The sequence below is a fragment of the Clostridium sp. AF19-22AC genome, assembly GCF_003479085.1.
GTDB lineage: Bacteria > Bacillota > Clostridia > Lachnospirales > Lachnospiraceae > Faecalicatena_A > Faecalicatena_A orotica.
Map to the genome: position 1 here is coordinate 25,344 of NZ_QUGN01000013.1, position 24,975 is coordinate 50,318.

Consider the following 24,975-nt stretch of genomic DNA (forward strand, 5'->3'; position numbering starts at 1 on the left):
ATGAATTTTCAACATTCTTATTCATTTTCATGAATTTTTTCTCCCATTGTGATATAATGCATATACATTAATTTTTACATAGAGAAAGGAGATTCTAAAATGAATGAAAGAATCAACCGCGTATTAGAAAAAATGGAGAAAAAAGGCCTGAGTCAGTTACTTGTATCTGACCCATTGAGTATCCGTTTTCTGACGGGAATTATGGTGAACCCTGGTGAAAGGCTGTATGCACTTCTGCTGAGATCCAGCGGCAATCACACATTATTCCTGAACTATCTGTATTATGTGTCCGATACAGGATTTGAAGAGGTATGGTTCAGTGACATGGACGATCAGATTGCTGTTCTGATGGAGCACATTGATACAAAGAGTGTACTCGGTATCGACAAGACTTGGCCGGCACGTTTCTTAATTCCGCTTCAGGAGCGCTGCCCGGAATTAAAGACTATCTGGGGTTCTGACTGCATTGATGATGTTCGTGCTGTTAAAAATGAAAAAGAAATCGAGATTATGAAGCATGCTTCCGTAATTAATGACAGTGTTATGGAGAAGGCTGCTGCATTTATTAAAGAAGGCATGACTGAGAAAGAAGTTGCTGACTTTATTGATGCTGAATATATGAAAGCAGGAGCAAGCGGATTAAGTTTTGATACGATCGTATGCTTTGGCGCAAATGCTGCTGATCAGCACCATACACCTAGCGAAACGAGAACACTGAAAGCAGGCGAATGTGTCCTGATCGATATGGGCTGTATCTGGGAAGGATACTGCTCCGATATGACAAGAACTTTCTACTGCAAGAGCGTAGATGAGGAACAGGCTGCAATCCATGACCTTGTCCGCACCGCTGTTGAGAAAGCTGAAGCAGTGATTAAACCGGGAGTTCGTTTCTGTGATATTGATGCACAGGCAAGAGATCTGATTGACGAAGCCGGATACAGCGAATACTGGAGAATCCGTCTCGGCCACTTCATCGGTCAGGAAGACCATGAATACGGCGATGTAAGCCCTATCAATAAAAATGTGGCTGAGCCTGGTATGATCTTCTCTATCGAACCTGGTATTTATATTGAAGGAAAATATGGCGTTCGTGTCGAAGACCTTGTCCTTGTAACAGAAGATGGACATGAACTTCTGAACGCAGTAGATAAAAAATATCGTATTGTTGGTTAATTGACCGCTTACTTTATAATTCTACTGATCGCATATTTACCTGTAATTATAATATGATATAATACATTTTTGTCCGAAATTCAGAAGGGAGTCTATGATATATAATATCATAGGCCCCTTTTTACTATACTATTTACCACTATTATTAATTAATCTCATTGCGCACATTTTACTTCTTAGCTTCTTCGTGTTTATAACGGGCATAACTGGCTATATCATTCACCTTTTTCGCATTAGAAACAGTATTCCAATTTTCCAGTTCCCAGTCAATATCTTTCCCCACAAAGTTATTTCGACATTCATTGTACATATCTTCATCCATTTTACTCCACGGAGAAAATTTATCTAACTGCAATTCTGATAATATGTAATTATCTATTGGGATATGCAATTTTTCATGGTGTTTGATAATGGCTTCTGGTATCACAAAAAGCCTTTCATCTTCTCTGTCGGCAAAAATCAGACTAAAAACATACAAATATTTGGTCGTCATATTGATCCACTTTTGTGCCTGACCATATGAAAAATCAATCCCTTTATCATTATATATCTTTTGTATCATTTTACAGGTTTCCCGGTGCCAATCATCATAATCCTCTGAAATATTCTTTAGCATTTCTTTTATCTTTTCAGATGCCATAAATCTTAATTTCCATTTTATGTGATAGTCTTTACCGAATCCTCTGAGTGTATGCGATGCCATATCTATATAAGCCCTGTCAATCGCTGCTTCAATGGGATTGGCCATGTCACCGAAATAGCAGTATAAAATAAATTCATATGCCTGTGTTGTAGAATCCATCTCTTCTCCTCCTAATGCGTCACTGCCTCTTTCAAAGCTTTCCTCAGCTCCTCATCGCATGCATAGATATACAGTCCATTTACCCCGCGTGTCATAAGAACACGCACCTCATGCTGGATCAGGACTTCGCCGAACTTTTTCCGGGTCCCGTCCGATAAGGTACGGTTCCGGGTTGCTTTTATATTAAAACTCTCATCCGGGTCAAAAATAATTTCACCGTTCCGGTATTTTACAGACGGGCCTAAAATAACGCCTGCGTAATTCAGGTCAAATCCCTGTATTGTGAAAGTGGACCCTACTTCATTAATTGTCTGAGGCTGTTCGGCCCAGGAAAGTGTTTTAATTTTCTTCTTTTCCCGTCTTCCTAATTCTTTTTCCAGTTCACGGTTCCAGGGTTTATGCCAGTCCCCGATCAGCACCTCCCAGTATTTTTGAAGCCGTTTTCTTTTTGATGGTTTTTGATTATATTCCCAGTCATAAGTAGCTATCATTCTGGAGAGCTCACAATCCTCTTCTCTGGCCTTCTTCTTAATTGCAGCTTCCAGCTCTGCGGGAAGATCAAAGATTTGTATTTCATATCCGGTTTCGTCAACAGGAATCTCAGACACTTTTTTTGCTTTCGTGAAATTGTCTATCCATGCAATTGTTTCTTTTGATGCAGCCATTCTCATCTGATTCTTCAATTCAAAATAATTGCCTTTATGTTTGGCGAATTTTCTATAATACTCTAAAGTCTTCGCTTCCCAATACTGCTCTGTCGTTAATATCTGATTTTCATCGAACATGACAACCGTAACGCGTGCCCGGTTTATAATATCTTCAAGCTGATTTTCTCCCCGGTATGATTGTTTACCCTGTGTCAGTAATAAATGTGCCTCATCGATAAAAGCTACATCTATCGGTTCGTCCGTTGAATGGTGATTGATAAAGGTCGTTGGTTTACATACCACCTCGCCATAATGATCTTTCAAACCGAGTTTTTCTGCTATCTGCTGATATACTGTAATCTGTTCATCATGGTTTACCATTAAGCAGCATTGCAGGTCGTTTTTTTTAAGATTCTCTGCCCTTAAATATATCTCGTAGAAAGTGCTGCTGTTAAGAACTGTTTTCCCTGTTCCCGCCTCACCGTCAATGAAAATAAGCTGTCCTCTTTCTTTATTTTTCAGGGCAGTAAAGACCTTTTCTATAATCAATTCTTTTACATTTTCCTGCTCCTGTGTCAGCTTATGTAACGGGGATGCCTTAAATAATGCGGAATCCTTTATTGCACTCTCTTTCGGAAACAATGCTGAGTCTGTCTTCCTCAGCTTCTCCCAGATCAGCCGGAAGATTTCATTCATTTCATCGTCTGTATAATACCGGTTCTGGGGATTGCTGTTTTTATTGTGTATTTTCTTAACGTGATCAGTACTCATCATATAAAGCATAAGCCTGTTTTCGATGTCCAGCGTCAGGGATTTGTTGAAATGTTCATGCCCGATAATATACAGGCTGGCTGGTTTTCTGGTCAGCTGATTCTGCCACTCTGACACATTTCCGGATTTGGCATAATGCTGCTTTGTCCTCTGGATTACATTCCCCGATTCCCCGATATATACCTCGTAGTCATCACTGTTTTTCCAATTATGGATATAAACCGTAGGATAATCTAAGAGTATCATCTTTTCCTTTTCAGAAGATTGATTCTCTAATTTGTCCTGAAACGCCTGTAAAGCAATTATATTATCTTCTATTCTGTGCACAATGGGTTTTAATTTTGTATTCATAATTACCATGTATGCTGTTTAAGAAAAGTTTAAACACATACTTTTCCTTTCTCTCTAATTGTAACTTGAAATATGTTGTCCGGACGGCCCTGTGAGGATGCTTTTTTACAGCCATTGTATATATTTTATCATTCCTGAATACTTTTCTCCATATCGTTTTTTATTTTCTGCACTCTTTCCTCCCTGTGCGTATCTCATCCCCCAAAAATGTATTTCATCTCATTCCCATCGTATTCCTCCTCACTATCTGCTATGATATATCTCAGGAGGTGGTTTTATTTGCGGGTTACGATAAGGAATGTTAAATCGAAGGCTGAGGAGCAGGTTACCATAGAATGTGTGGCTCTGACACCGGAATTTGAAGATATTAGAAATTACTGTCTTGCTAAGGGGGAGTATCTGGCTGGATACACGGACGGAAATGTCCGGCAGATGGTTTATTATGACCAGATTTTATATTTTGAAGCCGTAGGAGAAAAAGTATTTGCTTATACTCAAAATCAGGTTTATGAGATCAAGAAACGACTGTATGAAATAGAAACGGAAATGATTCCATACAAATTTATCCGTTGTTCAAAATCGTTTGTTTTATGCCTGCTGAAGATTGACTCGATGCGGCCTGCCCTGAATGGACGGTTTTGCGCCCATATGAAGAACGGGGAAGATGTGATCATATCCCGGAAATATGTGAAACAGGTTAAGAAAGCTATTATGGAGGATTTGTAAATGGAATTGAAAGAGTTTTTGAAAAAGATAGTCTGGGTATTCCTGATGATTCAGGCAGGCATCACCATCGCGATCGGGGTGGTTGGTTTATTTACCCATATACCGAATACATTAAGTCCTGTCGCATTTTTTATGCCGTTTATCTACGCATTTTTCTGTACGCTGGTGTCTCTGGTCACTTATTCCTCAAAGGAACTCAGCGTCAGGAGCCTGCTGATACGCAAGACAATTCAGTTTATCCTGATAGAAGCAACCGTGCTTTTTATCACGTATTCCGTCAAAGCGCTGGTGAACCGATTTATGATCATTGCTGTTGCGCTTTCTGTCTTTATCATTTTTGTACTGCTGAACCTCATTGATTATTTTCTTTCCAAGGCTCAGGCCGATAAAATGACGGAAAAATTAAGGCTTGCAGACCAGTTTAGAAATGCCGATTCATAAAATGAAAGAGAGGATTCCTTATGAACCAGAAACGTTTAAAACAAACAGGCAGCACTCTTGCAAAAATAACACGCGTACTTTTCTGGATACAATTTCTGGAGATGGTTCTTGCCGCATTTCTCGTCTGCTGGCATGAATTCTTCCCCAGTCATTTTGTCCTGCATTTTGTTTCCGAAGAACTGCTGTTTCAGTTATGTGCCTCCTTAGTAACAGGCTGCTTTATTCTGGGCGTGCTTGCCAGGTTCAGGAAGTTCTGCGGCTTGCTTTCCCAAAATGGAGATCCTTTTCATGCAGCCAACGTCGCAATTTTAAAAAGCATCTCCATAACCGTTCTGGCTGCCTCATTTGTCCTGCCGGCGGCGGAAAAAGTTTTTGTGAAAGCATTTCATCTCTCCGGTTGCAACACAGATGCCGCATCCCTGAGTGTCCTGATCATGCTGACAGCCGCTTTGTTATTCTTCTTGTCGGTCCTCTTAAAGTCAGGTACAGAGCGTTTCCACGATGCATCGTTATACAAGTAGTCTTATGCCAGCAGTTCGTAATAGAAGATGTATTGCTGCATCACACCCTCACAGCCCTTGTATCTCCGCTTCGGAAATCCCTTCGGGTAATGTTTTTTCAAGGCCTGATTGATATGGGTGTCGACCGGAAATGCTTCCAGCTGGTGGAGGGCGAACAGGCAGATACAGTCGGCCACCTTCACTCCGACACCGAAGAGTTTCAAAAGTTCCTCTTTTGCTTCCTGATAGGGCATTGCCCTGACAGCATCCAGAGAAACCTCCCCGTTTGCGATGCTGCGGGCGGTCCTGACTACATATTTGCTTCTGTATCCGAGATTGCATTCTTTGAGTGCGTCTTCCCCGAGGACCGCCAGCGCCTCCGCCGTTGGAAATGCATGGTAAACGGTTCCATTCGCAGCGGTCTTTTTCTCGCCGTACTTCTCACTGATATTCTGGATGCACCTCCGGATACGAACAATATTGTTCTGCTGGGATATCAGAAAGGATACGATCATCTCCCACAAATCCTGATTCAGAATATGTATCCCCCGGCCAAATTCAGCCGCATTCATGAGATATTTGTCTTTCGGGTTAATTCTGCTTTTATATTCCCCATAATCCGTCTCCAGATCAAAATAATGTTTCCAGAAATCTTCATACTCAGAATCTGGGCATCTGAAAATACACTCATTCCCACTCTGGGTTACTTCCAGATACCGGTCCCCTGCTATGACTTCATATGTGCCGCCCTCTATCCGGGTCATCCTGAAACACTGCCCGGAATTACAGATCTGTTCTATGTCAAAACTCTCAAATGTACGCTTTACATATAGTCCGTTTCTTCTGTCACAGTCCCCGTAAACACAGTCCTCGTAAAATCGCTCTGCCTTCACCATATTTCTCAGCTCTTTGCCTCCTCTTCCACACCATTCTTCGCACAGATATCTGCCAGACAGCATTTCTCACAGTATGGTTTTGTCCTTGCCGTACATACATCTCTTCCGTGATATACAAGACGATGGCAGAAATCACTTCCCTCCTTGGGCGGAATGATTTTCCACAGCGCCATCTCTACCTTTTTCGGGTCCTTGATCCCGTCTACAAGGCCGATGCGGTTCGTCAGGCGGATGCAGTGCGTGTCTGTCACGATTGCGGGTTCCCCGAACACATCCCCCATGATCAGGTTCGCACTCTTTCGTCCGACTCCCGGCAGTTTCAACAGTGCGTTGAAATCCCGCGGAATCTTTCCGCCGTACTCATCTTTCAGCATTTTCATGCAGGCACTGATATCCCTCGCCTTGCTCCTGCCCAGCCCGCACGGCCTGACAATCCTTTCAATATCGTCCACGTCGGCTTCTGCCAGTGATTCTACATCCGGATACCTGGCATACAGGTCCTCAACCACAACATTCACGCGGGCGTCTGTGCACTGTGCTGCAAGCCGCACACTCACGAGCAGCTTCCACGCCTGGTCATAATCGAGGGTGCAGCCTGCATCCGGGTATTCTTTTCTCAGTCTCTCTATTACTTCTAATGCTAATTCTTCTTTTGTCATATCGCTTTACCTCCAGGTTCTGTATTCATTATACCTTAAGAAGCCGTTTCTCTCCACTGGAAATTATAGCGATATCAGGTATTCGATATTTACTCTGCCACTTTCTTATTATAGAATGCGATGATTATACTCAGTACCGCCGCCGAATAGAAGACTGCCCATGCTCCCTTTCCGAGCTGCTCGAACACCAGACCGTAGATCGTCTGTCCGACCGGCTGTGCACAGGTAGAAACCGCAATTACCCATGCAATGACTTTTCCTACCATTTCCTGCGGTACCGTTATCTGGATGAAGGACATGATCTGTATTGTGTATATGGATGCAATGGCCATGATGACCAGCCCGGCCGCGGCAAGGACTGCATATGACGTCCAGGGTGAACAATCCAGCATCAGGACGATTCCCATTGGCAGCATGAGTATTCCGCAGGATGCCAGAAGCTTCCAGCTCTTGCTGATCTTCAGTTTTTCTCCTAAAATACCGGCACCGATGCCGCCCAGTAACCCCCCGACTGCCAGAATCCCCTGCATAAATCCATACAACCTTGATGCCTGACTCTCACTGAAATCCAGTAGCTGCAGGACGATAACCGGAAGCCCGATGATCATCAGCGAAGAGAGAACGAGATTTACCCCCGCACAGCAGAGAGTCAGTCTGCCGATCTCCGGCTTTTTCTTTGTTATAAAGGAAAGACTTTCTTTCAGATCTTCGCCGGTTTCACGCAGTATGGATTCGCTTCGTTCCCTTTTTACAAGGGGCATGCGGATAAAAATTTCCATGACAGCCGATATGAAAAAGCACAGTGCCGCTGTATAAAGAATCGGGTAGATCCCCCACAGGCTGTATGCAATCCCGCCCAAAGCCGGGCCAAGAAGGCCGGAAAGGGAAGAAATCATGTTAATAACCGCATTCGCAGTCATGACACGATCCGTTTCTACCAGGGCAGGAATACTCGCCTGCACGGACGGCTGATACGCCCCGCTGATTCCATAAAGCATAAAAAGCATAACCAGCACGAGCCCTGTAAGATTCACTCTTCCATACAATATGAGGAATAGTACCGTCAGTCCGGATGTGAAGAAATCCAGAAATACCATGATGTTTCTCTTATTCACCCTGTCTGCAATGATTCCGCCGACCGGCGACATGACTGCCAGTGGTAGGAACGCAAACCCGGATACGATTCCAAGCAAAGCCGCCGACCCTGTAACATTCAAAAGATGGATGGGCAGTGCAAACCGCATCACCGCATTTCCAAACAGAGAGATGATCTGTCCAGCCACCACAAGCCAGAAATCTTTCGTAAACCCGGTACTCTGTCCTGCCGTCATTACACTCTTTTCCCTGCTGCTCATCTATTTTACCTCCATATTCTTTACTCTGTGTATAATCTTCATCGTAATCACTGCACTAACCGCAAGTGTGACCCCCACGGCTGCAAGCAGGAACAAATATCCCTGTAACCCTGAGGAAAACAGGCTTGCCGACAGCATATTGGTAAGCGGAATTATGATAATCAGTGAAGAAACAATTTCTGTCACTACGGATAATTTCCAGAATCCAAACCATAAGGAAATCAGGGCTATATTCCCGGCCATGACCGCCATCCCGGCGCTGTACAGAAGCACTGCCAGAGCCTCATTTACCCCAAATCCGGTCTCCAGCGGCCTGAAAATGAAGGATACAACTGCAGCTGCCAGCATCGCGGCCAGATTGGTTATCAATGCTCCTCCGGCCGTAAGCCCCCATGTAATTGCCATTTTGGTCCGGATCAGTTCTTCCCGCCTGATCGGATATGAAAAGAGCAGCAGAACCTGTTTCCCGATATAATCTTCCAGAACTGTCCTCGCATTGAGAACCGCCCCGAAGACTGCAAATTCAGCAAACGTCACACAGGATACCAGCGTAGTTATGTTCCCCCAGACCGGGTCTATCTGGCTGAGTTCCATCTCCTCTTTTGGCATCAGCATAAACAGCATTGCTACAAACAGGCTGAATGCCGCCATTCCCATTATCGCATACAGATACGGCCTTTTATTTATCTTTTTCCATTCCAGATGAAATAATCTCATATTGTTCCTCCTTTCATGATCTGCAGAACTTCCCGCTCGAATTCTCCGGCTTCTTTCTCTCTGTATTCCTTCATACTGAACTCCTTTTGTATCTTCCCGCCTGCTATGATTCCCACCGTATCCGCCATCTGTGCAATATCCCCTAAGATATGGCTGGATATAAGGATGGTCATGCCGTCCCCGGCGGACTTCATCAGCACCCTTTTCATCTCATCTGCGGCAACCGGATCGAGACCATTGAACGGCTCGTCGAGTATTAATATTTCCGGTCTATGAAGCAAGGCCCTCGCTATGGCCAGACGCTGGCGCATTCCAAGGGAAAATGCAGATACAGGCTTTGAACTGATCCCCTCAAGGCCTACTGTCCCAAGTATTTTCCCCACATCTGCCTGCACTCCCATGTATTCCAGATGCAGGTTTAAATTCTCCTCTGCCGTCAAATGCTCATAAAAGACCGGTACCTCAATCAGACTGCCCAAATATCTCTGAATCTCTTCCTTATTCTCCCACGCCGGCATCCCATGCACATATACACGGCCCGAAGTCGGCTCCAGAAACCCTGCCGCCAGCTTTTGCAGCGTTGTCTTCCCTGCCCCGTTCACGCCCACAAGCGCATAGATTTCTCCCTTTTCTACTGTCAGCGAGCACTCCTCCAGAACAGTGGTGTTTCCATATTGCTTTGTAATTCTCTTTACTTCTATCATATATGCCTCCTTTTTAATACCGACCGTTGGTATGTATTTAGGTAAAAAGTGTGCCGCCTGCAAAAACCGTACCTCCGGCAGCATAGCGGCGTTCCTCTTTTACACTGGTAAACAGCTATTCTTCTTTATTTTTCTGATTCTCATTATTATTATAAATTCTCGCATATTCTTCGATGTTCCGGATCATATCTTCTGTAATAATATCCAGATCCAGAAGCTTTAATAAATGACCGTAGAACTTCACCTTCTCTACCATCTCTTCCGGCCCACAGTGATAAACCATAGGATTCAGCCATATGTCTCCGAGCAGCATCATCACTTCGGCCAGCTGCCGGGGATACTCCGTATGAATAGAACCGTCCTTCATTCCTTCCTCTAACACCTTATAGACCATATTGGCAGCATCCTGCTGGACGGTATCGCGGAAATACGTGATCAGCAGCTGCGGATTCTTCAGCATATCAGGCGCAGCCTGAAATATATCCTTCTGGGCCGGATTCGACAGGGATAAAACAAAAAGTTCCTGCAGCTTCTCCTTCCCGTTCAGATCTGTTCTGCTGCAGATCCGGTACATCGCAGTCTCCGAGCTTGAATAAAGCATTTCAGCTACAGCAGTCATGATCTCTTCTTTTGATTTGAAATGATGGTAAATAGCACCCTTGCTCAAACCTCCTAAATGATCGATGATATCCTGAATTGAAGTATGGTCGTATCCGCGCTCTATGAAAAGCTGGGCTGCAGTATCAATGATCAGATTCCTAGTCTCCTCAGGATGTTTGTTTCTAGCCATAATCTGCCTCCTGTGAATATCCGGTTCCATTTAAGATCCGGAATTATAATACTATGTCTTTTAACATACTAACGGTATGTTTATTATACATACTGCCAGTATGTTTGTCAAACAATTTTGACATATATTTAGATTTATTCAAAAAAGTCATCCTCCCACTGGTCCAGTTTATATTCATATTCCTTTTCCAGTTCATCCAGACGGTTCTGGATTTCATCGGAATAATGCTCTGAATCCATATTGCCCATTACGGCATTGATAAAAGAGTCACTGACATGAATTTTCCAGATGCCGTCTTCTTTATATGCTCCCACCGTAATATCCAAAACAGAAAGCCCCTCTTCCTGCTCCATAATACTGACCACGCTGTTATCACCATAATCTATTTTATGGATATCCCGGATCATGGATGTCAGGCCAGTTCCGTCACTGTTTATCATATCCTCCATGATACTGATCTCATATTTTCCCATCACATCTGACATATCAATATTCGTGACAGTCATATCAATCTGCGCATCCTTCCCAGACACCTGCACATCTTTTATTTCCCATGAAAGATTCTGTACAATCTTATCGGCAAACCTCTTATTTGAACGATACCGCTTTCCCTTCAGCCCCAGCTGCTGTAATTCATTGAATATCCGGTATTCCTTTTGTGTGGGTATACCAATCCAGTTTCTGTGTGTTCTTACATAATTATCTGTCCTTGCATTAAATGCATCCAGATCCAATTCTTTCAGCGCTTCCATTGAATCAAGCAACACTTCTTCCGGCGTATCAGTCTTTGCTTCTGCCGTTCCCGCTCCACATGCTGTCAGTCCAAAGACAAAAAATATCAGTATTGCAAGTGACGGTATCAGCCATTTCTTTTTTCTCATGTTCCCATCTCCTTTTTCGTACCTGCAGTTTTCTATATTTTATTGCGGCGGCACTTAGGCATCAATCCCCGCAGCACGAAAAGACGGTCAGACAGCAAAAAAAGACGCTCCACCCTATACAGGTATCATAGCCGAAAAGAAAAACCATCCGTCCTCACATCTGAGGATGCTGGTCCCACAATTTTTCTGAACCACAGACTGGACATTTATAAGGCCGATACCATGTCCCTCTTCCGGTTTCGTCGTAGCGATCCTGTTATCTCTGATTTTTACAGGCTCCTTAACCGGATTTCTTATCGATAAAATGAGTTCTCCATCCTCCACTGTCATTTTAAATTGTATCACTTTATTCGATTCCAGCTTTTCACAGGCCTCGATTGCATTGTCAAGGAGGTTGACCAGAATCGTAACGATGTCCTCCTCACCCATTGTCAGGGAAGAAAGGTCATTGACTGAAATCGTCATGGTAATCCCCTTCTCCCGTGCATAACTGTACTTCTGGTTCAGCACCACATTTACAGCCGTATGATTTGTATTCACATGGTCCGCATTCATACGGATACTTCCGTTCAGCGCAGTGAGATACTCCATCGTTTCTTCCGTCTTTCCCTCCGCAAGCATCCCCTGTATGCAGTTCAGCTGGTTCTTATAGTCATGCAGAAACCGTCTCTGCCGCTCATAATTTTCCTGCATGCTCTGATACATATTCATCTGATTCTGCGTGCGCTCTCTGCCCAGCCTGAGATTCTGCATCTCCGCCTCTCTGACCAGAATATCCCACAGAAAATAAAATGCAGCCATATTCACCAGTCCGAATCCCGCCAGAACAAGTACCCTGACATACTCATTACCCCCCTGTCCATTCCAGGGGTACATCGTTGCGGCTATGATAATCACCATGCAAAAGACTGGGAAAAATAAAAAACGGGTCCACTTCGTCCCTGACATTACATTCGTTTTCCCCTTATATTTGAAATGGAACAAAAGCATCAGGCAAAGCAGAAGGATGTCTGATACAGACTCCTCCACAATCTGTATACTGATGCCAGTGATCGGCAGCAGGTAAATGAAGGATATCGTCAGTATCTCTACAATCCAGAAGATTCCACAGAAAAGTATCGACAGAAACACGTTTTGAACAAACCTGACACGGTAATAGATCTGCACTGCTATGCAGATTACTGCCGTAAAACGAATGGGCTGTATGGCATACGGAGGTATTTCTGACATAGAAATTATTATAATGCCCAGTGTAAATGCCAGCAATTCCGTATTTTCGATCCAGCCGCGCCTCCACCGCCTCTTTTCAAGGAGAGTGTCAAAAAATACTTTGCAGCTTATACTCATCACCAAAGATAATGCAAGACTCTTTAGAAAAATTTCCATTACACTACTCCTTTAAATGCTACGAATGCTTCCTTCACCGCCCTGTACCGCAGACGCGGAACAGGAAGCTCCTCCCCAAGATCCAGAAGTACCGTATAATTACTGATCCTGCGGATGTGCTTCATGTTTACCAGATAGCTTTTATGAATGCGTAAAAAACCATACCCGTCGAGGGCCGCCTCAATTTGATCGAGTTTTTCATAAATCTGGTAAGTCACAACCCCGGACTCCAGATAATGGAAAACAGACTTATGCCTCTGGCTCTCAATGTACAGGATATTGTCCGTATACAGCCTCTTCTCCCCTTCTGAAAAAGAAAAACTGACCTGCTGCAGGCGCATCTTCTGCAGGATGGCGTCCATACACTCAGGCAGCGCCGTTTCCAGAGAGTCCTTCATGATATAGCGCACCGCATTTACCTTATAACCGTCCAGAACATAATTGATAAACGCTGTCACGAGCACGATAAATGTCTCCGACTGAAACGCGCGTATCTGCATGGCCGTCTGTATTCCATCCATTTCATTCATATTGATGTCCATAAAAACAATATCGTATTTGACGACATTTTCCTTCCGGGAGAGAAAATCCTCGCCGGAAAGGAAAAGATGAATTGTGGCTTCTAAGTTATGGTCGGTCAGATAAGATTCCAGATACATTTTCATCTTATCTCTGTAAAATTTTTCGTCATCACAAATAGCAATCTGAAGCATGTGGGCTGTTTCCTCCTGATATCTTATTTCTTATCCACCTCCATTAGCCTAATAAGATACCATGCGTCCCAATATAGGACATATATCCGTCCATTGCCTCATGATACCTGCTTCTCCCTATTGGGAGCTCTTCTCCTGTTAAAAGGGTTACCTTTTTGCTGTCAAACCGCTTAATATATTTGCAATTTACGAGATAACCTTTATGGGTCCTAATGAACCCATATTTCTTCAGTTTTTCCTCCAGTATTTCCATTCTGGAATATATCTTCTTTATCTCATTACCACATATATGTATCTCTTGAACATTCTTATAGCATTCAATATATCTTAGTTTGTCTATATTGACTGTAATAATCTCTCCCTGCCGGTCCCTGAAATGTACTGTCTGAGCTTCTTTGGGCTTTTTCTCCTGTTCAATATAACGATGGATTACCTCATTAATATCATCCATGAAATTCCCTTTTCTCACAAATCCAAATGGCTGGATTGCAAATGTATCATACATCCTGTCCATTCTGCTTGAAACGAATACAATAGAACTGCTGCCACCAGCTGCTGTAATTTTCCTGCCAAGCTCTATACCGTCCATTTCCGACATACAGATATCAAGAAAAATCAAATCATAATCTGTATGGTTCATATGCTCTAGAAGCTGCATCGGCGATAAACAAGTCGCAATCTCTGTCTCCACCCCTTCCTCACTAAATACTGCCTCCACAGAGGCGGAAATGATGGAAAGAGCTTTTTTTTCATCATCGCAGACAGCTACATGAACTGTTTTCATGAATTCCCCTCCTTGTTTTTTCCTATGCAGAGATCCAGAAGAAATTCTGCAATAAAAACCCCATCCTCAATTTTGTTACTATAATGACCGTTATATTTATGGACAATGTGCTTTGCTATGCCAATTCCTTTTCCATGATATACATGGTCCTTCTTTGTAGAAACAATAGGTTTTTCCAGAAAACTCTTTTTTTTCTTTGTCTGATTCGTAAACCTGGCAAACAGATAATCTCCCTGTACACTCATAGTAATGGAGACGACCGGAGATTCAATTCGCTCTGCAAGACAATTTTCGATGGCATTATCCACGATATTGGTAATTAAATTACATAAATCCAATTCACTGACTGACAGTTCGGATGGCACAAGAATCATAAAATCCATTTTCACTCCAGCTTCATCTGCCTTTGCTTTTTCCAAATTAAATATTGCGTTCAGAATTCTGTTACCACAATCTATATACGAAATAAATGGTTTTGAAAAAGTTCCCAGAACCTCATCAAAGTATCCCTTCAGTCCATCATAATCCTGATTCTGCAAAAGTACCCTCATATAAGAATACTGATTATTGATATTATGGCTTATTTTTCTCAGTTCATTAAGATTATGGTCAGATATTGTCAGAAGCTGTGCTGCACTTTGAGTAAACTGAGCTTCTGACATCAGTTCCAGCACATGCTTCTGTTCTCTGCACAAGGAATAAGTCATCAGATAATTAATCGCGTTAATTACATACAACGCAATTAAAATCAATGATATCAGTATTCTAACAGACGTAACATCCGTTTTTTGGGGCGTCAAAAAGTAAATTGCTAAAAAATCATATATAATCACAAAAGCCGTGGAAATCGTACAACAGGTAACATTTAGCCTTGCAGCATATGTGCTGACTTCGTATTCAGATACTGGTCTTTTTTTAATCGTCCATGCTGCAAACAAAATCAGGAAATCGGCTATGATCTTAGTCCACAAACTGTCAAAACCGTTAACATATCCTTCTATTACATTTCCAATAGAAGTTCCCAGTTCAATTACGATTACTGACATAGAACAGACCGCGGATGCTGTCACAATCTTTGCTGGTACAGGATATTTACAAAAAAATGCTGCGAACAGAACAACACCGAATAAATAAGACATCCAAGAACCCACTCCCGTGAAATAAATATGCTTAATTGAAAGCAGGTATATCAAAAAATTAGTAGTAAAAAAAATTAAAATTAACAACAAAACCTCAAGTGCCGCTTTTAATAGCGCTCTGTGTTTTTTAGAAATGGATTCTAATGACATGACCGTCAGCACCGCCACACAGAACATTTGAAACCAAAATGCGTGATCGGCCCAAATATTAATATACTCTGTCAGAACCTTCATGGTTTCCTTTATCCCCTCTTAATTCATACTTTCATACAGTACGATATCTGCTATACTTACGATTCCCATATATGCAGCTAATCTCTATCCTTAATATTATTATGCTTTTTTTGCCTTGTCAATAAAGCAGCCCAAGTTCCATTTAATAGTCAAAGAGCCCCGAAAGAGCTGTCCAACAAGATTTTTTTATTGTTCTGCTCCAACGGGGATGCTTTTTTGTTATGAGTTAAATGCCTTTAGTATTCTTCTTCATCTTCTGGTGTCTTTTCCTGAACGATAATTTCTTTTAATTTTATTTTACCCCTTCCCAGCATAATGCAGTATGCAATCCCAGCAAGAGAAAGTATAACCACTACACTCCAGACTGCTATCAATATCTTCTGCCACGGGGACATCGTATAACTTACATTGTCGCCAGGAGCCATTCCCATTACTGCATTTGAATTTGCCTTGTTATAAAGCAGGTATCGGGTGGACTGCTTCAGCCAGTATACTGCTGTGGCACTTGTTGTATCATAAAGCCCATTTGTACCATTATTCGTCAACGTCAGATTCTGTCCTCTCCGTAAAGAGTAATCTGTAGTCATGTATGTGTTTGGTTCACCGCCTGCATCAGATACTATCGTTCCGGTAAATCCACACTCATCCCTTAAAATACTGTTGATAACCACAGATGCTCCCGCGTAGGTCGCTCCAATTCTGTTGTAAGCGCTCATCAGACCTGTAGCTGCAGACATCTCTTTACTGGTCATTGCATATTCGCCATCATCGTCAACATCATAATAATTTATAGTCATGGTGGCTTCTTTTATATAAATTTCAAAAGATCTGTTGTAAATTTCACGGAATGTCTGCTCATTGCACCATGCACAGTATCCATTTTTCTGCCGGTTCAGTTCCTGCTCATTCAGTGCGTAGTGCTTCATAAATGTAATCAGACCTTTTTCCGACGCCCCTGAAGCCTCTGCTGCCGCCATTTTTCCCGAAAGCAGGCTGTCTTCTGAATAGTACTCATAATTGCGTCCTGCAAAAGCAGAGCGGTGCGTATTAATTCCATAGCCATACAAGCCGGTTATTCCCTGCCCGTCTTCTTGTTTTAACTGATATGCCTCCTCAGCAAATGCAGAGCCCAGACGTTCTGAAAGTTCTGTATTGAATGTGGCCGCAACCATTGGTGCCCCACAATACCATACATTAATGTCATATTCCGAAATTTTTAGCTGCGCTGCATAGAACCCGTATGGCGAATCTGCATCATAACTCTTCGGAACGCCATTCTCACTATCTCCCATTTCATTCCAGCCGCCGTTCATGAACATATATGCCATAGAGTCTACGGTAAATTGATTAATATAGTCATCCCATTTCTCATCATCGATATCGACACCGCGCATATCTGCAAGCGTATAGTCTGTCTTATCTATATCTGTCTCTGGCATCTCGCTGATCTCATTCTGCTCCTCATCCCACACGTCATATATTTCGATCTCTTTAATGGCCCGTTCATCTGTCAATAAAAGGTCATTACCTTCCGGTGCCGTTGGGAAAGATGCTGCAAAGTCTTTACGGCTGAAGTTATGGATGTAACCATCGCCGGTCTTACCTTCTGTATAATCTGTAAATCTATAATTTGTGGAATCATCCAATACATTTGTAGCAACAACTTCATCAGTTGTCCTCTTACCTGCCCCGTCTTCATTATAAACAATTTTAGAATCAATCTCCTGTGACCATACATGCGAGGTGTCCTCTTTATCAATCTCTGTCCAGCTATGGCTGTTTTCGGAAAGATAGAATGTATATTCTCCTTCATCTAGAATATATGCTTTTTCATTTACATAATCATAAGAACTGAAATAGTCCCTGCTTGCCGTTATTGTTAAAGTTTCACTGGCACCTGGCTCCAATTCCTGCGTTTTTGCAAAGCCAATCAGCTGAACATGAGACTTTTCCACCTGACCTGCCTCCCACGGGGCACTTACATAAATCTGCGCTACAGCTTTTCCCGCAGTTTCACCCGTATTGGTAACCTTTACAGCAAAAGTATATTCCTCTGTCTCCTCATCAAACAAAGGGTCACTTGCATATTCCATAGAGAAATCTGTGTAGGAAAGCCCATACCCGAATGGATATACAACGCTCTGTCCATAATCATAGCCTTCATAATTTCCCTGCATTGCCTCATATGCCGCAGTCTCATAATAACGGTATCCAGTATAAATTCCCTCTTCGTATTCCACAAAATAAACAGAGGAATCCTGATATGTATCGAAATCACTGGAATTCTGATATTCAAAATTTCCAAAATTATAATAAGTTGGATCTTCTCTCAAATTGCGGGCATAAATATCTGACAGATGTCCAGATGGGTTAACATCCCCTGAAACAATTCTTGCCAAAGCAGTGCCGCCCTGAGATCCGCAGCAGCCAGCCCAGTATGCGCCTGTAATTTTACTGAAATCATAAGTGTTTCCGCTGTATGGATCCGTGTACATACCGGATGTTTTATAGTTTTCATCATTAGGGTCAAGGAATCCTAATTCCATCGTATTTGCTGCATTAACCACGATAATGACTTCCGGGAAATTTTTACATGCATAATCAATTAAAGCAAGCTCTGCATTCTTAAGGGATAGTCCGGTGCGGTTATACTCTGCACTACCAAGGTCTCTTTCCTGATCATTACCCTCGCCTGAATTACGGGAAACCGTAATAATTGCTGTGTCGTATTCCGCATAAGTACTTACTGCACTTGCAAGTGCTGACTCTGGATCTGCAAAATCATCGGATGCCGTCGCATATAAATCAGTTACAGCCTGGTTCGTATCAAAATAATTGGATAGTCCGACACCTATAGACACTGCATTTTCTGTAGTCGCTGGATCTTCTCCGCCTGACATGTTATTATGCCAGGATTTATAACCTAAAATGGTAACTTTTTTGGACGCAGCCTCATCGGAACTGCTCACCAGTGGAAGTGCCTTCCCATTAACACCATCCGCTTTTTCATCATTGCGCAGAAGCACAATTCCCTCTTCGGCAGTCTCCTGTGTAATGGCCGCTGCATTGTCTCTGGATTCTGTATCAGATGTAGCTGTATACTCAATATAATCACCGCTTAAACCATCACTGCTCGTTTCTGTTTTGATAGTACCTGCCCCAAGGAACTGGTCCATATATTCTTTATAATAATACATAACATTTGTGATTACAGTCATTAGAATCAATACAACAGCGATGATTGCCGAAAGAGAGATGATTCTTTTTTTCGCACGTTTCGTCATAGTTTTTTCTCCTTTAATTTCTACTGCTGTGGCATCTTTGTTATAACAGGAATCTTTCTTGCATATGCTTTCTGATATAAAAGAAAACTTCCATTTATAATTTTTATAGCTGCTGCTGTCAGACATACCGCACAAAGCGCTTTCGGAAACGCCAGAAGTCTGAATGTTCCCGCTTCAACTGCGGGTAACAGATATGTATCCTTAAAATTATTCAGACCTTCACTGGATGCTGTCAATACAGCCAGCCTTGTACAGTTTACAAGTGTAATTCCACCAAAAGTCAGTGCAGCTGCCATAACATATTCCAGCACTGCCTTTCTTTTGTTTTTCCCTTTCCTGTACATAACTGTACAGATTATCAATGATAATATAGGTATATACATACCAAGACAGGTCCATATATTAAACCCAAACTCATAATACCCCGGAATATATTGAATCCCGATGCCATAGTAGATTGCCTGCCAGCCTGGATAATCCACACCATTTCCAAACTTATCTGTGCCTTCTACTGTGAGGTTGAATACTGGTGCAAAATTAAACATGATAAGCATCACCAGACTTCCGACAGCAGCAATAATACTGAATACAAACAAGACTTTACGCAATTTTTTCATTTTATCTAATTTTTCCTGAACTTTCAGATTAGACATATTCTTTCTCCTTACTTATCAAATGTATGTTCATTTCAGACTTTACTGAAACGTAAATGTGCGCTCATATTCTTCCGTCCCAAACATACTGGTGACTGTTATCTTCACATCCGCTGTATAAGTGTCACCGTTTTTCGTCGTATTGTAAGTCTGTCCGCCGATTATAAGTGAGTATGTATCTGCCCCTTCATTATATGTATAGGTTGAAGTCTCATTAACAGTTCCCTCAGAGCACACTTTTAAAAACCCTTTTTCGGTAAGTTCAATGGTATAATCGGCTTCCGTACAGGTAAGGTTTTTAACAACAGTTCCCTCAAAGTCTTCGTCCGTATAATCATCTGAAGTTATTCCTTCAGCCAGAGGCAGATAGCATGTAAGCGTTGTGGAAGGTCCCATCCCCCCAGTAGAGGTGTAATTCAGACGGTATCCTTCTTTACCAGAGATATCACAGTAGTCTGCGGTTATTGGTCCCCCTGCATCAATTGAAAACTCATGTGTTGATGTATCTTCGGTCCATGTCCCCCCGCTATAGGTCATAGTGCTTCCGTTTTGACTTAATACGGCAACTGTGCCATCCTCTTCACAGTAAATCTTAATATTAATGGCATTACCTGTCTGGCTGTTTCCATTTCCTTCAAAAATGTAGGTCGCATTCCGCTCTTCCGCTATTACATAGTCATCTGCCATTTCGTTTCTGAATTTAACATCTTTTGCCTGAAACTGTACCTGAACCGCTTCCTGTGCCTCCCCGTCCACTGTCGGTGCCAAATCATAATAAAAATATTGCCTGCTGCTTGCTTTATCAAAGTTCGCAGTGACGGATGTATCCTGCCCGTCATCAAACGTCAACGTATATCCCCAGCCATCCTCATAAGACCAAGTTCCATTTATTGTAAAATCATAAGCCGTTAGGTCTTCCGTACTTTTTGAACCTGCATCCTCTGTCTGGGCAGATTTTTCTCCTGAATTGTCAGTATCCGAATCTGCTGCTCTTGAATCCTCTGTGCCTGGACTGACTGGTTCCGTTTCCTGCATATCCGGCGCACCGGTTCCCGGAGCTGCCATTCCCTCCTGCTGACCCGTTTCCTCTGCAATTCCTACACATGTTCCCTTCAATTCAAATGAATTATCATCCGAAAGGTTCACTGCAATGGTATAGGTATGATTTCCTATTGTTACCTCCTGGTCCCAGTTTGTTTTATCTGCCGCTACAAAAGACAGTACATAATTTGACTCTTTCTGTTCTGTTACTTTTGATGTACCATTACTTTGATTTGCACATCCAGTCATAAAAGCTGCGGAAGATATACCTGCCGCTAATAGCAATGCTATAACTCTTCCTCTTTTCATAAGTTCCTCCTTCTCAATACCTCTTTCATATGATGTTACTGCCCACTGGCCTGCAAACAGTAATTAATTGATATCCGAACGTTCTTCTACCTGCTTTCTATTGTAGAATCTGGGGGATATGTTTACAATAATTTGGGGTATAACGCTTTTTATATATGACAAACGGTATTAAGAAAAAAATGAACTGTAACTATAGTGTGACAAACAACACTTGACACCATAATTTTCGAAATTATACAAAAAGATGCGAATTCCCCTGAAATAACCGGGGCATTCCTGCCTGATGCCCCTGTCAATTTTCTGTCAACCATGTTAAATAAACTACTTATGTCCCAGGTAATTACAACCCGCCCTGTTCGATGATATAATATGAAACACTGCGGGGTAAAGCAGAATAGCATTATGTAAAAAGGGGATTAAATCAATGAGCAGATTAGAGATTGCTTCGCCAAACAGGGCCCGGATCGTCATGGAAGGGCTCTATAAAGATCTGGAGCGGAGAATTGAGTCCAGCCCTCCGGGATTATGTCCTGTGGATATGTCACGCGCATTTTTAGAATTATGTCATGCGCAGACTTGTGGGAAATGTGTGCCATGCCGGATCGGGCTCGGGCAGCTGAATCATTTTATCAAGGATGTCCTTGATGGAAATGCGACTATGGAAACTTTAGATATTATGGAGGAAACTGCTTTGTCCATCATGGACTCTGCGGACTGTGCGATTGGCTATGAAGCCGCAAGGATGGTTTATAAAGGGCTGATCGGATACCGGGATGATTATATAGAACACATCCAGAACGGGCGGTGCACCTGTACCTTCCATCAGGCTGTGCCGTGTGTTTCACTATGTCCTGCCCGGGTAGATATCCCGGGATATGTGGCCCTCATTCTGGAGGGAAGATATGCCGATGCAATCCGCCTGATCCGGAAAGACAATCCTTTTCCGACCACATGCGGGTTTATCTGCGAGCATCCGTGTGAGGCGCGGTGCAGAAGGAACATGATGGATGATTCTATCAATATCCGGGGGCTGAAACGGGCTGCTGCTGATTTTGCCGGAGAGGTTGACCCGCCGGAGTGCGCGCCCAGCACTGGGAAACGTGTAGCAGTTCTCGGCGGAGGACCGGGCGGTTTAAGTGCGGCTTATTATTTACAGCTCATGGGGCACCAGACGACCGTGTATGAGATGCTTCCGAAACTCGGAGGAATGCTGCGCTACGGAATTCCGAACTACAGACTTCCAAAGGAACGTTTAGAGGAGGACATTAACAGCATTTTAAAGACAGGCGTAGAAATAAAACACGGCCTGAAGATCGGTCAGGATATCACCATCCAGGAACTAAGAAAACAGTATGATGCCGTGCTGATTACGATCGGGGCCAGCACGGACAAGAAACTGGGACTCCCCGGAGAAGATGCCGACGGCGTCCTGTCAGCTGTGCAGTTCCTGCGCAACGTAGGCAGGAATGAGATCATGGATTTGTCTGGCAAACATGTTGCAGTTATCGGGGGCGGCAATGTATCTATGGATGCAGTGCGGACTGCCAAACGGCTTGGTGCCGAGAAGGTAAGCATTGTATACCGGCGCAGGGTGGCTGATATGACAGCCCTTCCGGGTGAGATTGACGGGGCCGTTGCCGAGGGAATCGAATTACAGACATTAAAGGCTCCGTCAGCCATTGATGTGGATGAAAATGGACATGTCAGGGGAATCTCTGTCACGCCCCAGATGATCAGCACCATCCGGGACGGGCGTGCCAGTATCAGACCTACCGGGGAAGAGGACATTTACATACCATGTGATGTATTGATTGTTGCAATCGGGCAGAACATTGAGACGGCACATTTTGAAGAGGCCGGCATACCGGTCGTAAGAGGTAAAATTGTAACCGAAAGTTCCGGTACTTTTGAAAATATCCCGGGAGTATTTGCAGGAGGCGACTGTGCAAGTGGTCCGGCCTCTGTCATAAAAGCGATAGCCGCGGCCAAGGTTGTAGCTGCCAACATAGACGAGTACCTCGGATACCGTCATGAAATATCCTGTGACGTGGAAATACCGGAGGCCAATCTGTTTGAACGCACTCCGTGCGGAAGAATCAACTTAACCGAGCGTGAGGCATGCGAGAGGGTCCTCGATTTTGACGGTGTGGAAAACTGCATGACGGAAAATGAGGCAAGACAGGAGGCATCCAGATGTCTGCGGTGCGATCATTTTGGTTACGGAATATTTAAAGGAGGTCGGGAACGATTATGGTAACGTTTATGATAGACAATCAAAAAATACAGGCAGAAGAAAATACTACTATCATGGAGGCTGCCCGCCAGAATGGTATACCGATCCCCAAACTCTGCTACCTGAAAGGGATCAATGAGATCGCGGCATGCCGTGTCTGTGTGGTTGAGTTAGAAGGCTCTGACCGGCTGATTACTTCCTGCAATAATGTGGCAGAAGAAGGGATGGTCATCTATACAAACAGCCCGAAGGTACGAATGGACCGCAGAAGAAATGTACAGCTTATCCTGTCCCAGCACGACTGCCAGTGCGTGACATGTGCACGCAGCGGAAACTGCAGCCTACAGAAAATCGCCAATGATTTAAACATCATTGACATTCCCTTCAAAATAGAAATCGATAAAAGACCGTGGAACCAGAAGTTTCCTCTGATCCGGAATTCTGCCAAGTGCATCAAATGTATGCGGTGCGTGCAGATATGTGAAAAAGTACAGGGGCTGGGAATCTGGCATGTGGAAGGCACGGGTTCCAGGACAACCATCGGTGTAACCGGACACAGACGTATTGAAGATGCAGACTGTTCCCTGTGCGGCCAGTGTATTACCCATTGTCCGGTAGGTGCCTTAAGAGAACGGGATGATACAGAGAAAGTGTGGGAAGCCATCGCAGATAAGAAGAAGATTGTAGTTGCACAGGTAGCGCCGGCCGTGCGTGCGGCATGGGGTGAAGAACTGGAAATGGAGCCTGAGGATGCAACTGTTGGTAAGATTATGGATTCCCTGAAGCGGATGGGCGTGGACTATGTTTTTGATACCGCATTTTCGGCCGATTTAACCATCATGGAGGAGGCGGGGGAATTCATCAGCAGGTTTACGAACGGGGAACTGAAAAGCAGGCCTATGTTTACGTCCTGCTGCCCGGGATGGGTACGGTTTGTAAAGTCCCAGTATCCGCATCTGGTAAGACAGCTGTCTACGGCAAAATCCCCGCAGCAAATGTTCGGCGCCGTCATGAAAACGTATTTTGCGGAGAAAATAGGCGTTTCTCCCGATGACATTTATACCGTATCCGTCATGCCGTGTGTTGCCAAAAAAGGGGAACGCGAGAAAGAACTTTTTTACGGGGAATACGCGGGACATGATATTGATGCGGTAATTACCACAAGAGAGCTTGTTAAGATGATCCGTTCTGCACATATCTGCCCCGACACCTTACAGGACATTGAAAGCGACCGACCTATGCAAAGCGGCTCCGGCGCGGGACTAATCTTCGGGGTAACCGGCGGCGTCATGGAGGCAGCACTTCGTACCGCTTACCATACCCTGACAGGAGAGAATCCACAGGCTGATATCTTCAAACCGGTAAGAAGCAAAGGATTTGATGCAAATTCCGGCGTACAGGAGGCCGATTTCACAATAAACGGAACAACACTCCGAATCGCTGCAGTCAGCGGACTTGGAAATACAAGGAACCTGTTAGAACGAATGCAGAGAGGCGAGGTCCAGTACGATTTCGTAGAAGTCATGGCCTGCCCCGGCGGCTGCGTGGGCGGCGGCGGACAGCCAATCCACGATGGCGAAGAACTGGCGCACGAAAGAGGAAAGAAACTCTATGGGCTGGACAGCGATGCAGAGGTGAGATTCTCTCATGAAAATGAAGATATCGCGGTGATATATGAGGAATTCTTCGATAAACCACTGTCACACAGGGCACATATGCTGCTGCATACGGAGCACTAAAAGCTGGAGGAAGCTGCTTGGACATTGCCAAAGCAGCTTCCTTTCTA

The 24,975-nt window shown here is 43.6% G+C and carries 22 protein-coding genes; 6 read left to right on the forward strand and 16 right to left on the reverse strand.

Annotated features, from left to right (window positions below; genetic code table 11):
- Nucleotides 1–99 precede the first annotated feature (99 nt).
- Nucleotides 100–1,173, forward strand: a complete 1,074-nt coding sequence (locus DWX43_RS15295) for a Xaa-Pro peptidase family protein (RefSeq protein ID WP_109730084.1) — start codon at nucleotides 100–102, stop codon at nucleotides 1,171–1,173.
- A 169-nt stretch (nucleotides 1,174–1,342) separates the two neighbouring features.
- Here DWX43_RS15295 and DWX43_RS15300 read toward each other — a convergent pair whose 3' ends face one another.
- Together DWX43_RS15300 and DWX43_RS15305 are read right to left on the reverse strand one after the other, a co-directional pair.
- On the reverse strand, nucleotides 1,343–1,975 hold the full coding sequence (locus tag DWX43_RS15300; protein WP_118620897.1) for a hypothetical protein: 633 nt from the start codon (nucleotides 1,973–1,975) through the stop codon (nucleotides 1,343–1,345).
- A gap of 11 nt (nucleotides 1,976–1,986) precedes the next feature.
- Entirely contained in the window at nucleotides 1,987–3,744 is a 1,758-nt protein-coding gene (locus tag DWX43_RS15305) for a DUF2075 domain-containing protein (RefSeq protein WP_118620980.1), read from the reverse strand.
- Between the two features lie 279 nt (nucleotides 3,745–4,023).
- Here DWX43_RS15305 and DWX43_RS15310 point away from each other — a divergent pair, with 279 nt between their 5' ends.
- The 3 genes from DWX43_RS15310 to DWX43_RS15320 are packed head-to-tail and all read left to right on the forward strand — an operon-like array spanning nucleotide 4,024 to nucleotide 5,432.
- Entirely contained in the window at nucleotides 4,024–4,470 is a 447-nt protein-coding gene (locus DWX43_RS15310) for a LytTR family DNA-binding domain-containing protein (RefSeq protein WP_182440721.1), read from the forward strand.
- Nucleotides 4,471–4,911 carry a hypothetical protein gene (locus DWX43_RS15315; protein WP_118620899.1) on the forward strand — a complete coding sequence of 147 codons (441 nt, stop codon included), beginning with the start codon at nucleotides 4,471–4,473 and terminating at the stop codon, nucleotides 4,909–4,911.
- A 20-nt stretch (nucleotides 4,912–4,931) separates the two neighbouring features.
- A complete protein-coding gene (locus DWX43_RS15320; RefSeq protein WP_118620900.1) occupies nucleotides 4,932–5,432 on the forward strand; it encodes a hypothetical protein in 501 nt (166 codons plus the stop codon).
- 2 nt (nucleotides 5,433–5,434) lie between these two features.
- On the opposite strand, the gene DWX43_RS15325 is transcribed toward DWX43_RS15320, so the two are convergent.
- The 14 genes from DWX43_RS15325 to DWX43_RS15390 all read right to left on the reverse strand — a co-directional run bounded on the left by DWX43_RS15325 (nucleotide 5,435) and on the right by DWX43_RS15390 (nucleotide 20,956).
- Nucleotides 5,435–6,307, reverse strand: a complete 873-nt coding sequence (locus DWX43_RS15325) for a DNA glycosylase (RefSeq protein WP_118620901.1) — start codon at nucleotides 6,305–6,307, stop codon at nucleotides 5,435–5,437.
- 5 nt (nucleotides 6,308–6,312) lie between these two features.
- Nucleotides 6,313–6,966 carry an endonuclease III gene (gene nth, locus DWX43_RS15330; protein WP_109730079.1) on the reverse strand — a complete coding sequence of 218 codons (654 nt, stop codon included), beginning with the start codon at nucleotides 6,964–6,966 and terminating at the stop codon, nucleotides 6,313–6,315.
- An 89-nt stretch (nucleotides 6,967–7,055) separates the two neighbouring features.
- Nucleotides 7,056–8,321 (reverse strand): MFS transporter, encoded by a 1,266-nt coding sequence (locus tag DWX43_RS15335; protein ID WP_242995953.1) that lies wholly within the window; start codon nucleotides 8,319–8,321, stop codon nucleotides 7,056–7,058.
- The gene (locus DWX43_RS15340; protein ID WP_118620902.1) at nucleotides 8,322–9,038 is read right to left on the reverse strand and encodes a hypothetical protein; all 717 of its coding nucleotides are present in this window, start codon (nucleotides 9,036–9,038) and stop codon (nucleotides 8,322–8,324) included.
- Nucleotides 9,035–9,742, reverse strand: a complete 708-nt coding sequence (locus DWX43_RS15345; RefSeq protein ID WP_118620981.1) for an ABC transporter ATP-binding protein — start codon at nucleotides 9,740–9,742, stop codon at nucleotides 9,035–9,037. Before DWX43_RS15345 ends, DWX43_RS15340 begins: the two co-directional genes overlap by 4 nt.
- A 115-nt stretch (nucleotides 9,743–9,857) precedes the next feature.
- On the reverse strand, nucleotides 9,858–10,532 hold the full coding sequence (locus tag DWX43_RS15350; RefSeq protein ID WP_118620903.1) for a TetR/AcrR family transcriptional regulator: 675 nt from the start codon (nucleotides 10,530–10,532) through the stop codon (nucleotides 9,858–9,860).
- A gap of 134 nt (nucleotides 10,533–10,666) precedes the next feature.
- On the reverse strand, nucleotides 10,667–11,413 hold the full coding sequence (locus tag DWX43_RS15355) for a hypothetical protein (protein ID WP_118620904.1): 747 nt from the start codon (nucleotides 11,411–11,413) through the stop codon (nucleotides 10,667–10,669).
- A gap of 114 nt (nucleotides 11,414–11,527) precedes the next feature.
- A complete protein-coding gene (locus DWX43_RS15360; protein WP_118620905.1) occupies nucleotides 11,528–12,799 on the reverse strand; it encodes a GHKL domain-containing protein in 1,272 nt (423 codons plus the stop codon).
- Nucleotides 12,799–13,512, reverse strand: a complete 714-nt coding sequence (locus DWX43_RS15365; RefSeq protein WP_118620906.1) for a LytTR family DNA-binding domain-containing protein — start codon at nucleotides 13,510–13,512, stop codon at nucleotides 12,799–12,801. The genes DWX43_RS15360 and DWX43_RS15365 overlap by 1 nt, the downstream gene beginning before the upstream one ends.
- A gap of 43 nt (nucleotides 13,513–13,555) precedes the next feature.
- A complete protein-coding gene (locus tag DWX43_RS15370) occupies nucleotides 13,556–14,296 on the reverse strand; it encodes a LytTR family DNA-binding domain-containing protein (RefSeq protein WP_118620907.1) in 741 nt (246 codons plus the stop codon).
- Entirely contained in the window at nucleotides 14,293–15,435 is a 1,143-nt protein-coding gene (locus DWX43_RS15375) for a GHKL domain-containing protein (RefSeq protein WP_181368588.1), read from the reverse strand. Before DWX43_RS15375 ends, DWX43_RS15370 begins: the two co-directional genes overlap by 4 nt.
- 470 nt (nucleotides 15,436–15,905) lie before the next feature.
- On the reverse strand, nucleotides 15,906–18,953 hold the full coding sequence (locus DWX43_RS15380) for a glycoside hydrolase family 3 protein (protein WP_182440722.1): 3,048 nt from the start codon (nucleotides 18,951–18,953) through the stop codon (nucleotides 15,906–15,908).
- A gap of 20 nt (nucleotides 18,954–18,973) precedes the next feature.
- The gene (locus tag DWX43_RS15385; protein ID WP_118620909.1) at nucleotides 18,974–19,606 is read right to left on the reverse strand and encodes a hypothetical protein; all 633 of its coding nucleotides are present in this window, start codon (nucleotides 19,604–19,606) and stop codon (nucleotides 18,974–18,976) included.
- A gap of 42 nt (nucleotides 19,607–19,648) precedes the next feature.
- Nucleotides 19,649–20,956: a hypothetical protein gene (locus DWX43_RS15390; protein WP_118620910.1), complete on the reverse strand. Its 1,308-nt coding sequence runs from the start codon at nucleotides 20,954–20,956 to the stop codon at nucleotides 19,649–19,651.
- Nucleotides 20,957–21,380: 424 nt separating this feature from the next.
- Here DWX43_RS15390 and DWX43_RS15395 point away from each other — a divergent pair, with 424 nt between their 5' ends.
- Together DWX43_RS15395 and DWX43_RS15400 are read left to right on the forward strand one after the other, a co-directional pair.
- Nucleotides 21,381–23,213 (forward strand): NAD(P)-binding protein, encoded by a 1,833-nt coding sequence (locus DWX43_RS15395; protein ID WP_118620911.1) that lies wholly within the window; start codon nucleotides 21,381–21,383, stop codon nucleotides 23,211–23,213.
- Complete coding sequence (locus DWX43_RS15400) at nucleotides 23,207–24,928, forward strand: [FeFe] hydrogenase, group A (protein ID WP_118620912.1); 1,722 nt, start codon at nucleotides 23,207–23,209, stop codon at nucleotides 24,926–24,928. Before DWX43_RS15395 ends, DWX43_RS15400 begins: the two co-directional genes overlap by 7 nt.
- Nucleotides 24,929–24,975 lie beyond the last annotated feature (47 nt).

Coding starts and splice junctions, on each gene's coding strand:
- DWX43_RS15295 (WP_109730084.1), top strand. CDS start 100: ATGAATGAAAGAATCAACCGCGTATTAGAAAAAATGGAGAAAAAAGGC.
- DWX43_RS15300 (WP_118620897.1), bottom strand. CDS start 1,975: ATGGATTCTACAACACAGGCATATGAATTTATTTTATACTGCTATTTC.
- DWX43_RS15305 (WP_118620980.1), bottom strand. CDS start 3,744: ATGAATACAAAATTAAAACCCATTGTGCACAGAATAGAAGATAATATA.
- DWX43_RS15315 (WP_118620899.1), top strand. CDS start 4,471: ATGGAATTGAAAGAGTTTTTGAAAAAGATAGTCTGGGTATTCCTGATG.
- DWX43_RS15320 (WP_118620900.1), top strand. CDS start 4,932: ATGAACCAGAAACGTTTAAAACAAACAGGCAGCACTCTTGCAAAAATA.
- DWX43_RS15325 (WP_118620901.1), bottom strand. CDS start 6,307: ATGGTGAAGGCAGAGCGATTTTACGAGGACTGTGTTTACGGGGACTGT.
- nth (WP_109730079.1), bottom strand. CDS start 6,966: ATGACAAAAGAAGAATTAGCATTAGAAGTAATAGAGAGACTGAGAAAA.
- DWX43_RS15335 (WP_242995953.1), bottom strand. CDS start 8,321: ATGAGCAGCAGGGAAAAGAGTGTAATGACGGCAGGACAGAGTACCGGG.
- DWX43_RS15340 (WP_118620902.1), bottom strand. CDS start 9,038: ATGAGATTATTTCATCTGGAATGGAAAAAGATAAATAAAAGGCCGTAT.
- DWX43_RS15345 (WP_118620981.1), bottom strand. CDS start 9,742: ATGATAGAAGTAAAGAGAATTACAAAGCAATATGGAAACACCACTGTT.
- DWX43_RS15350 (WP_118620903.1), bottom strand. CDS start 10,532: ATGGCTAGAAACAAACATCCTGAGGAGACTAGGAATCTGATCATTGAT.
- DWX43_RS15355 (WP_118620904.1), bottom strand. CDS start 11,413: ATGAGAAAAAAGAAATGGCTGATACCGTCACTTGCAATACTGATATTT.
- DWX43_RS15360 (WP_118620905.1), bottom strand. CDS start 12,799: ATGGAAATTTTTCTAAAGAGTCTTGCATTATCTTTGGTGATGAGTATA.
- DWX43_RS15365 (WP_118620906.1), bottom strand. CDS start 13,512: ATGCTTCAGATTGCTATTTGTGATGACGAAAAATTTTACAGAGATAAG.
- DWX43_RS15370 (WP_118620907.1), bottom strand. CDS start 14,296: ATGAAAACAGTTCATGTAGCTGTCTGCGATGATGAAAAAAAAGCTCTT.
- DWX43_RS15375 (WP_181368588.1), bottom strand. CDS start 15,435: ATGTCTTATTTATTCGGTGTTGTTCTGTTCGCAGCATTTTTTTGTAAA.
- DWX43_RS15380 (WP_182440722.1), bottom strand. CDS start 18,953: ATGACGAAACGTGCGAAAAAAAGAATCATCTCTCTTTCGGCAATCATC.
- DWX43_RS15385 (WP_118620909.1), bottom strand. CDS start 19,606: ATGTCTAATCTGAAAGTTCAGGAAAAATTAGATAAAATGAAAAAATTG.
- DWX43_RS15390 (WP_118620910.1), bottom strand. CDS start 20,956: ATGAAAAGAGGAAGAGTTATAGCATTGCTATTAGCGGCAGGTATATCT.
- DWX43_RS15395 (WP_118620911.1), top strand. CDS start 21,381: ATGAGCAGATTAGAGATTGCTTCGCCAAACAGGGCCCGGATCGTCATG.
- DWX43_RS15400 (WP_118620912.1), top strand. CDS start 23,207: ATGGTAACGTTTATGATAGACAATCAAAAAATACAGGCAGAAGAAAAT.